Genomic DNA, 9,521 nt, shown 5'->3' on the forward strand with positions numbered 1-9,521 from the left:
CGCGTATCTCGACGCGTTGGCGTTGCAGCGGCGTGCGGACGGTCTTGCGGCGACCTCGATCGCCTGGGGTGCCTGGGCCGGTGGCGGACTCGGCTCCGGTGAGGTCGGCGAGCAGATGAGTCGCTCGGGGATGCTGCCCATGTCCCCCGAGCTGGCGATTTCGGCGCTGCAGCAGGCGTTGGACCACGACGAGACGTTCCTCGCCGTCGCGGACATCGACTGGACACGTTTCGAAGCGGACTCTTTCGACACCCCCCTCTTCCGCGAGTTGCGCAGCGCGCGGACCACGGCCACGGGGAAGCAGTCCACGCCGGGCAGCGCCGACCGCGGGCGGGCGGAACTTCACGACCGGCTGGAAGCTCTGCCCCGGGAGAAGCGCGAAGCCGCGCTGCGCGATCTGGTGCGTGCCCAGGCCGCCGATGTCCTCGCTCACGACAGCGCGGACGCGGTCGCCTCGGACCGTGCCTTCCGCGACCTCGGCTTCGACTCGCTGACCGCCGTCGAACTGCGCAACCGCCTCGGCGCGGCGACCGGCCTTCGGCTGCCGGTCAGCCTGGTCTTCGACTACCCCACGCCCACGGTGCTGGCGCGGTTCCTGAACGGCGAGATGTTCGGTACCGAGGAAGGCGGCGCCGCCGAGATCACGCCGACCCGATCGGACTCGTTCGACGAGCCCATCGCGATCGTGGCGATGAGCTGCCGCTTCCCGGGCGGCGTGCGGACCCCTGAGCAGCTGTGGGATGTGGTGAACGCCGGAGTCGACACGATCTCCGGATTCCCCGACGACCGTGGCTGGGACCTCGAGGGGCTCTACGACCCCGACCCCGACAAGCCGGGCAAGACCTACGCGCTCACCGGCGGATTCCTGGACGACATCGCCGACTTCGACCCGGACTTCTTCGGCATCTCACCGCGTGAGGCCCTGGCCATGGACCCGCAGCAGCGGCTGCTCCTCGAGACGTCCTGGGAGGCGTTCGAGCGGGCCGGCATCGACCCGGCGGCGTTGCGCGGCAGCCAGGCCGGTGTCTTCATCGGTTCGAACTACCAGGACTACAGCGGCCGGGCGATCAGCGCGCCGGACGGTGTGCAGGGCTATCTCGGACTCGGCAGCGCGTCCAGCGTCTCCTCCGGCCGTCTCTCCTACACCTTCGGCTTCGAGGGCCCGGCCGTGACGGTGGACACCGCGTGTTCGTCGTCGCTGGTCGCCCTGCACCTGGCCTGCCAGTCGCTGCGCCAGGGCGAGTGCGACATGGCGCTGGCCGGCGGTGTGACGATCATGGCCACGCCGGGCACGTTCGTCGAGTTCAGCGCCCAGCGTGTGCTGTCGCCGGACGGACGGTGCAAGGCGTTCGCCGCCGAGGCCGACGGCACCGGCTGGTCCGAGGGTGTGGGCCTGCTCCTGGTGGAGCGGCTGTCGGACGCCCGGCGTCGCGGGCACCAGGTGCTGGCCGTCGTCCGGGGTTCGGCGATCAACCAGGACGGCGCTTCCAACGGTCTTACGGCGCCGAACGGCCCGTCGCAGCAGCGCGTGATCGGCAAGGCCCTTGAGAACGCGGGCCTGTCGGCCGCCGATGTGGACGCGGTCGAGGCCCATGGCACGGGCACCGCGCTGGGTGACCCGATCGAGGCGCAGGCGCTGCTGGCCACGTACGGCCAGGGACGGCCCGAGGACCAGCCGCTGTGGCTGGGTTCCATCAAGTCGAACATCGGTCACACGCAGGCCGCGGCCGGTGTCGCGGGCGTCATCAAGATGGTGATGGCCATGCGCGAGGGCGTCCTGCCCAAGACCCTCTACGCGGACGAGCCCTCGCCGCACATCGACTGGACCAGCGGCGCCGTGTCGCTGCTGAACGAGGCGACCGCGTGGCCGGAGACGGACCGCCCGCGCCGGGCCGCCGTGTCGTCCTTCGGGATCAGCGGCACCAACGCGCACACGATCATCGAGGCGGCCGACCCCGTTGAGTCGCCGTCGCCGTCGCCGTCGCCGTCGCCGTCGCAGTCGCCGGAGACGGGTGGCGATGCCACCGGTTCGCCGGCCGGTATCACGGTGGTTCCCTGGCTGCTCTCCGGCAGCAACGCCGATGCGCTGAGCGCTCAGGCCGGGCGGCTGCGCGAGTTCGACGGCGTGCGCACCGCGGACGCCGGTGACGTCGCCGACATCGGCTACTCGCTGGCGACCACCCGCTCCGCCCTGCCCTACCGCGCTGCTGTGGTCGCGGAGGACCCGGCGCAGTTCCGCTCCGGGCTCGAAGCGCTGGCGGAGGGCAGGAACGCGGCCACGCTGATCCAGGGCGTGGCACGGGCCGAGCACAAGACGGCGTTCCTGTTCTCGGGTCAGGGCGCGCAACGGCTCGGCATGGGCCGGGAGCTGTACGACGCCTTCCCGGTGTTCGCCCAGGCGCTGGACGAGGTGTGCGCGTATCTCGACATGCTGCTCGACCGTCCGCTGACCGAGGTGATGTTCGCGGCCGAGGGCAGTGCCGACGCTGAACTGCTGAACCAGACGGCGTTCACCCAGCCCGCGCTGTTCGCCATCGAGGTGGCGCTGTTCCGGCTCCTGGAGCACTGGGGCATCACCCCGGACGTGCTCATCGGCCACTCCATCGGTGAGATCGCCGCCGCCCACGTGGCCGGGGTGTTCTCCCTGGAGGACGCGTGCGCCCTGGTGGCGGCCCGTGGCCGTCTGATGCAGGCGCTGCCCGAAGGCGGCGCGATGGTGGCCGTCCAGGCGCCCGAGGAGGAGGTCGCCGCGTCGCTGGCCGGTCGTGAGGCCGAGGTGAGCATCGCGGCCGTCAACGGCCCCACGGCCGTGGTCATCGCGGGCGACGAGCCCGCCGTGCTGGAGATCGCCGGACAGTGGGAGCGGGAGGGCCGTAAGACCCGCCGCCTGCGGGTCAGCCACGCCTTCCACTCCCCGCGCATGGACGGTGTGCTCGGTGACTTCCGGAAGGTCGTCGAGGGGCTGTTGTTCGCCCCGCCGACCATCTCCCTGGTCTCCAATGTCACCGGTACCCCGGTCGACGCTGACGAGGTGTGCTCGCCGGAGTACTGGGTCCGGCACGTGCGCGAGGCCGTGCGGTTCGCGGACGGGGTACGGACCCTGGAGAACCTGGGCGTGACCTCGTTCGTCGAGGTGGGCCCGGACGGTGTGCTCACCGCGATGGCGCAGGACTGCCTGACGGCCGCGGAGTCCGACGGCGCGGTCGCCCCCGCCCTCGTAGCCGTGCTGCGCAAGAATCGGCCCGAGCTCCAGTCGCTGACCACGGCGCTGGCCGAACTCCACGTCCACGGCGCCACGGTGAAGTGGGACGCGGTGTTCGCCGGGCACGGCGCCCAGCGGGTGGAACTGCCCACCTACGCGTTCCAGCGGCAGCGCTACTGGCTCGAAGCCGCGCCGACCACCAGTGAAGATGTGACATCGGCCGGCCTGGACTCGCCCGACCACCCGCTCCTCGGCGCCGCCGTCGCCCTGGCCGAAACCGACACCTACCTGTTCACCGGGCGCCTGTCGGTCGCCACTCAGCCGTGGCTGGCCGACCACGCCTTCGCGGACACCGTTCTCTTCCCCGGCACGGCCTTTGTGGAACTGGCCCTGCGCGCGGCCGAGCAGGTGGGCTACGAGCGGGTGGAGGAACTGACCATCGAAATGCCGCTGGTCCTGCCCGTGCGCGGCGCGGTCCAGATCCAGCTCGCCGTGGGCGAGCCCGACGCGTCCGGAGCCCGCTCGCTCAACCTGCACTCCAGGCCCGAGGACGCCCAGCCGGACGACCCCTGGACACGTCATACGACCGGCCTGCTCAGCAAGGATCCGTCCACCACGGCACCGGAGTCCGTGGCCGCCGACTTCGCCGTGTGGCCGCCCGCGGAGGCGAAGGCCGTCGACGTGGCGGATCTCTACGACCGGTTCATCGACGTCGGCTTCGCCTACGGCCCGGCCTTCCAGGGGCTGCGCGCCGCCTGGCGCCGTGGTGACGAGATCTTCGCCGAGGTCGACCTGCCCGAGGCGCAGCAGGGCGAGGCCGCGCGCTACGGTCTCCACCCAGCGCTGCTCGACGCGTCGCTGCACACCGTGGCGTTCAAGCCGTCTGGCAGCGACGGCAGCACCCTCCCGTTCTCGTGGAACGGCGTGACCCTCCACGCAAGCGGCGCGTCCGCGCTGCGCGTACGGCTGACGAGCGTCGGCGAGGACACGGTCTCCCTGCACGTCACCGACACCTCCGGCGCGCTCGTCGCCTCGGTCGACTCCCTCGTACTGCGGCCCGTGGCCCCGGAGCAGGTCAACTCGGCCCAGCCGTACGAGTCGCTGTACCAGGTCGAATGGGTGCCGACCGCCCCGGAGACGAGCGGCGCGGCCACCGGGCGCTGGGCGCTCGTCGGACCCGACCGGGCCGAGCTGACCGGCTTCCTCGGATCGGCCGATGTCACCGTGGACACCTACCCGGACCTCGCGGCCCTGGCCGAGGCCATCGACGCGGGCGCGACCGCGCCCGACGTCGTACTCGCCACGAACGTGTCCCGCACCCGCCGGACGCGGGAACTGGCACCGGCGGTACGGGAGGCCGGCCACCACGCCCTCGACCTGCTCAAGAGCTGGCTGGCCGACAACCGCCTCGGCGCCTCCCGGCTGGTGTTCCTCACCCAGGGGGCCATCGCCGCGGGCGACGACACCGATGTGGCCGACCCCGCCAGTGCGGCCGTCTGGGGCCTGGTGCGCTCGGCCCAGTCCGAGAATCCCGGCCGGTTCGTCCTGGCCGACCTGGACGACCAGGAAGGCTCGCGCCGGATCCTCCCCGCGGCGCTCACCACCGACGAACCACAGATCGTGGTCCGGAACGGCACGGTCCTGGCCGGCAGGCTGGCCCGGGTGGCGGCCCGCGGCAGCGCGTCCGAGCAGGGCGGCGCGCCGTCGGCCACGACCGGCGTCACCTGGGACCCGCAGGGCACCGTCCTGGTCACCGGGGCGGCATCCGGCCTCGGCGGCCTGGTCGCCAAGCACCTCGTCGGCGAGCACGGCGTCCGCCACCTCGTGCTGGTCAGCCGCCGCGGCCTCGCCGCGGACGGCGCGGCCGAACTGCGGACGGAGCTCACGGACCTCGGCGCCCATGCCGTGGTCGCCGCCTGTGACACCGCCGACCGCGACTCCCTCGCCGCGCTCCTGGCCTCCCTGCCGGACGAACACCCGCTCACCGCCGTGGTGCACACCGCCGGAGTGCTGGACGACGGCGTCGTCGAAGCCCTCACCCCCGAGCGGGTCGACCGTGTGCTGCGGCCCAAGGTGGACGCGGTGCTCAATCTGCACGAGCTGACCGCCGGTCTCGACCTGTCCGCGTTCGTGCTCTTCTCCTCGCTCTCCGGGACCCTCGGCGGCACCGGCCAGGCCAACTACGCGGCCGCCAACGCCTTCCTGGACGCGTTCGCCCACCGGCGCAGGGCCGAGGGCCTTCCCGCCCAGTCGCTCGCCTGGGGCCTGTGGGAGGAGCGCAGCGGCATGACCGGCAAGCTGGACGAGGCCCATATGCGGCGCCTCGCCCGCGAAGGCGTGACCCCGATGTCCTCCGCGGAGGCCCTGGCCCTGTTCGACACCGCTTGCGGCATCGACGCGGCCACCCTGGTACCGGCACGGCTCAACGCCGCGGCGTGGCGAGCCCAGGACGGGCCGATCCCGGCGCTGCTGCGGGGCATCATCCGGACCACGGCTCGACGCGGCGCAGCGAAGGCGCCCACGGGCGGCTCCGGTGCCGACCCCGCCGACCTGCGTCGCCGTATCGGCTCGATGAACCCCGCCGCCCGGCAGCAGACGCTCCTCGAACTGGTCACGGAGCACGCGGCCATGGCGCTGGGCCACGACAGCCCGCGCATGATCGCCCCTGACCGTGGCTTCCTCGAGCTCGGCTTCGACTCGCTGACCGCGGTCGGACTGCGCAACCAGCTGGGCACGGTGACCGGTCTGCGACTCCCCGCCACCCTGCTGTTCGACTACACGACGTCCAGGGCGCTGGCCGGCTACCTGGCGCAGGCGCTGGGCGCGGAAGAGCCGGACGCATCGCTGGTGCTGCCGGTTCTGTCGGAGCTGGAGAAGCTGGAGAGCTCAATCACCGAGGTGGTGGCGGACGAAGCCGCCGCGGCACGTCTCACCTCGCGCTTGCAGCAGGTCCTGGCGAAGCTGACCGCGGGGCAGCAGGCGGAGACGGCGAATGGCGGGGTCGTCGCCGCCGACACGTTCGAGTCGGCGACCGACGACGAGATCTTCGACTTCCTCGACGAGGAGCTCTCGTGACGCGGACGCCCCCGTCCCCGGAAGTTACCGGCCGAAGGCTTTCCACCCCTGTCCGGGGTGCTCAGAGGAGTGACAAGAAACGGTGAGCGAGACCAAGCTGCGCGACTACCTCAAGCGCGCGACGGCCAGCCTGCACGAAACTCGTCAAGAGCTGAAGGAACTCAAGGACAGGGACCGGGAGCCCATCGCGATCGTCGGCATGGGGTGCAGGTATCCCGGCGGGGTGGAGTCGCCCGAAGACCTGTGGGAGCTGGTCGCATCGGGCACCGACGCGGTCTCCACCTTCCCCGTGGACCGGGGGTGGGACGAGGACCTGTACGACCCCGACCCGGAGAAGCCGGGCAAGAGCTACACGCGTGAGGGCGGGTTCCTGCACGACGCGAACGGCTTCGACGCCTCCTTCTTCGGCATGAGCCCGCGTGAGGCGCTGGCGACCGACCCGCAGCAGCGGCTGCTCCTCGAGACGTCCTGGGAGGCGTTCGAGCGGGCGGGCATCGCCCCGGCGTCGGTGCGTGGCAGCCGAACCGGCGTGTTCGTCGGCGTGATGTACAACGACTACGGCTCCCGCATCCAGGCCATACCGGAGGGCCTCGAAGGCCACCTCGGCAACGGCAGCGCTGGAAGTGTCGCTTCCGGCCGCATCTCCTACACCTTCGGCTTCGAAGGCCCCGCCATGACCGTGGACACCGCGTGCTCCTCGTCGCTCGTGGCGCTCCAACTGGCCGTCCAGGCGCTCCGCAAGGGCGACTGCTCGCTCGCGCTCGCCGGTGGCGTGGCCATGATGGCGACACCAGGGGTGTTCGTCGAGTTCAGCCGGTTGCGCGGACTCGCCGTGGACGGACGCTGCAAGTCGTTCTCGAACGCCGCCGACGGCACCGGATGGTCCGAGGGCGCCGGTGTGCTGCTGCTGGAGCGGCTGTCCGACGCCCGGCGCAACGGGCACCAGGTGCTGGCCGTGGTACGGGGCGCCGCCGTGAACCAGGACGGGGCGAGCAGCCGCCTGACGGCTCCCAACGGCCCCTCGCAGCAGCGGGTGATCCGCGACGCGCTGCGCAACGCCGGCCTGTCCGCCGCCGATGTGGACGCGGTGGAGGCACACGGCACCGGAACACCGCTGGGCGACCCCATCGAGGCACAAGCGCTGCTGGCCACCTACGGCCAGGAGCGCTCCGGAGCCGACCGGCCGTTGTGGCTGGGCTCGTTCAAGTCGAACGTGGGGCACACACAGGCGGCCGCGGGCGTGGGTGGCGTCATCAAGATGGTGATGGCGATGCGGCACGGTGTGCTTCCCAAGACCCTGCACGTGGAGGAGCCGTCGGAGCATGTGGACTGGTCGGCGGGGGCGGTATCGCTGCTGACCGAGTCGACCCCGTGGCCGGAGACGGGTGAGCGGCGCAGGGTCGGCGTGTCCTCGTTCGGCGTGAGCGGGACGAACGCGCATGTGATCCTGGAGCAGGCTCCGGAGGCCGAGGCGGCCGACGACGCTGAGGCCGAGGTCGCCGATGGTCCGGTGGCGTGGCTGGTGTCGGGCCGCAGCCAGGAGGGGCTGCGGGCACAGGCCGGGCGGCTGCGGGAGTTCGTGGCGGAGCGCCCGGAACTGGGCGCCGCCGACGTGGCGCGATCGCTGGTCATGACTCGGTCGGTGCTGGAGCACCGCGCGGTGCTGGTGGGCCGGGACCGGGACGAGTTGCTGTCCGGCCTGGGCGCCGTCACGGAGAAGTCCGCTCTTCCGGGCGTGGTGGTGGGCGAGAGCGCGCCTCCCGGCCGTTCGGTGTTTGTGTTCCCGGGTCAGGGGGCGCAGTGGGCGGGTATGGCGGTGGGTCTCCTGGAGTCTTCGCCGGTGTTCGCGGAGGCGATGGGTGAGTGTGAGTCGGCCCTGTCGGCTTACGTCGACTGGTCGTTGACGGACGTACTGCGCGGTGCCGAGGGTGCGCCTGGGTTTGACCGGGTGGATGTGGTGCAGCCGGTGCTGTTCGCGGTGATGGTGTCGTTGGCGCGGTTGTGGCGTTCGGTGGGTGTGGTGCCGGATGCGGTGATGGGTCACAGCCAGGGTGAGATCGCGGCCGCGTGTGTGGCGGGTGCGCTGTCGCTGGAGGACGCGGCGAAGGTGGTGACCCTGCGCTCGCAGGCGATCGCGGCCGGTCTTGCTGGTCGGGGTGGGATGGTGTCGGTCGGGCTTCCGGTCGACCAGGCCCGGGAGCGTATCGCCGCCTGGGACGGTGCGATATCTGTTGCCGCGGTGAATGGCCCGGGTTCGGTTGTGGTGTCCGGTGACGCGGGTGCGCTGGATGAGATGGTCGCGCAGCTGGAGGGTGAGGAGGTGCGGGTCCGCCGGGTTCCGGTGGATTACGCCTCGCACTCCGCGCATGTGGAGGAGATTCGCGAGGAGTTGCTGAGGGTTCTGGCGGACCTGAAGCCGCGTACGTCCGAAGTGCCGTTCTACTCGACGGTGTCTGGCGAGCTGGTGGACACGGCCGGGCTGGACGCGGAGTACTGGTACCGCAATCTGCGCCAGACCGTGGAGCTGGAGTCCACCACCCGCACCCTGCTCGGCAGTGGGCACGGCGTGTTCATCGAGGTCAGCCCGCACCCGGTGCTGACCCTGCCGGTGCAGCAGACGGTCGAGGCCGTTGACGCGCAGGCCGTGGTCGTGGGCACGTTGCGCCGCGACGAGGGCGGTCTGGAGCGGTTCCTGACCTCCGCCGCCGAGGTATTCGTGAACGGCGCAGAGGTGGACTGGGCCGCCGTGCTGGAGGACCGGGGCGGTCGGCAGATTGAGCTGCCGACGTATGCCTTCCAGCGGGAGCGCTTCTGGCTTGATGCCCCCGCGGGTGTGGGTGATGTGGGTTCGGTGGGGTTGGGTTCGCTGGGGCACCCGCTGCCCGGGACGGCGTTCGTCGAGCTTGTGGGGCAGGCCGGGGACCAGGTCGGCTGCGGCCGGATTGAGGAACTCGTCCTTGAGGCGCCGCTGATCCTGCCCGAGCACGGTGGGGTGCGGATCCAGGTCGAGGCGGGGGAGGCGGATGCTTCCGGCTTCCGTGAGGTGAGCGTGTTCTCGCGGGAGGAGGCAGAGGGCGAGGGCGCGCCATGGACGTGCCATGCCCGTGGTGTGCTCGCGCCGATGGCAGGTGCCGACACGGCTTCCTTCGACTTTGGTGTGTGGCCTCCGGTGGGGGCTGAGTTGGTTGATGTGTCGGGTGAGTATGTGCGGGCGGCGGAGAACGGGCTGGAGTACGGGTCGGTT

At 71.6% G+C, this 9,521-nt stretch carries 2 protein-coding genes; both read left to right on the forward strand.

Features of this window, described 5'->3' with window-relative positions; translation table 11 throughout:
• Nucleotides 1-6,277 (forward strand): type I polyketide synthase (locus IG74_RS0142785; RefSeq protein WP_030688846.1); only part of this gene is annotated, 6,277 nt, incomplete at its 5' end.
• 82 nt (nt 6,278-6,359) lie between these two features.
• On the forward strand, nt 6,360-9,521 hold a 3,162-nt coding region (locus tag IG74_RS0142790), incomplete at its 3' end, for a type I polyketide synthase (RefSeq protein ID WP_030688848.1).

Source organism: Streptomyces sp. NRRL B-1347 (genome assembly GCF_000720325.1).
Taxonomy (GTDB): Bacteria; Actinomycetota; Actinomycetes; order Streptomycetales; family Streptomycetaceae; genus Streptomyces.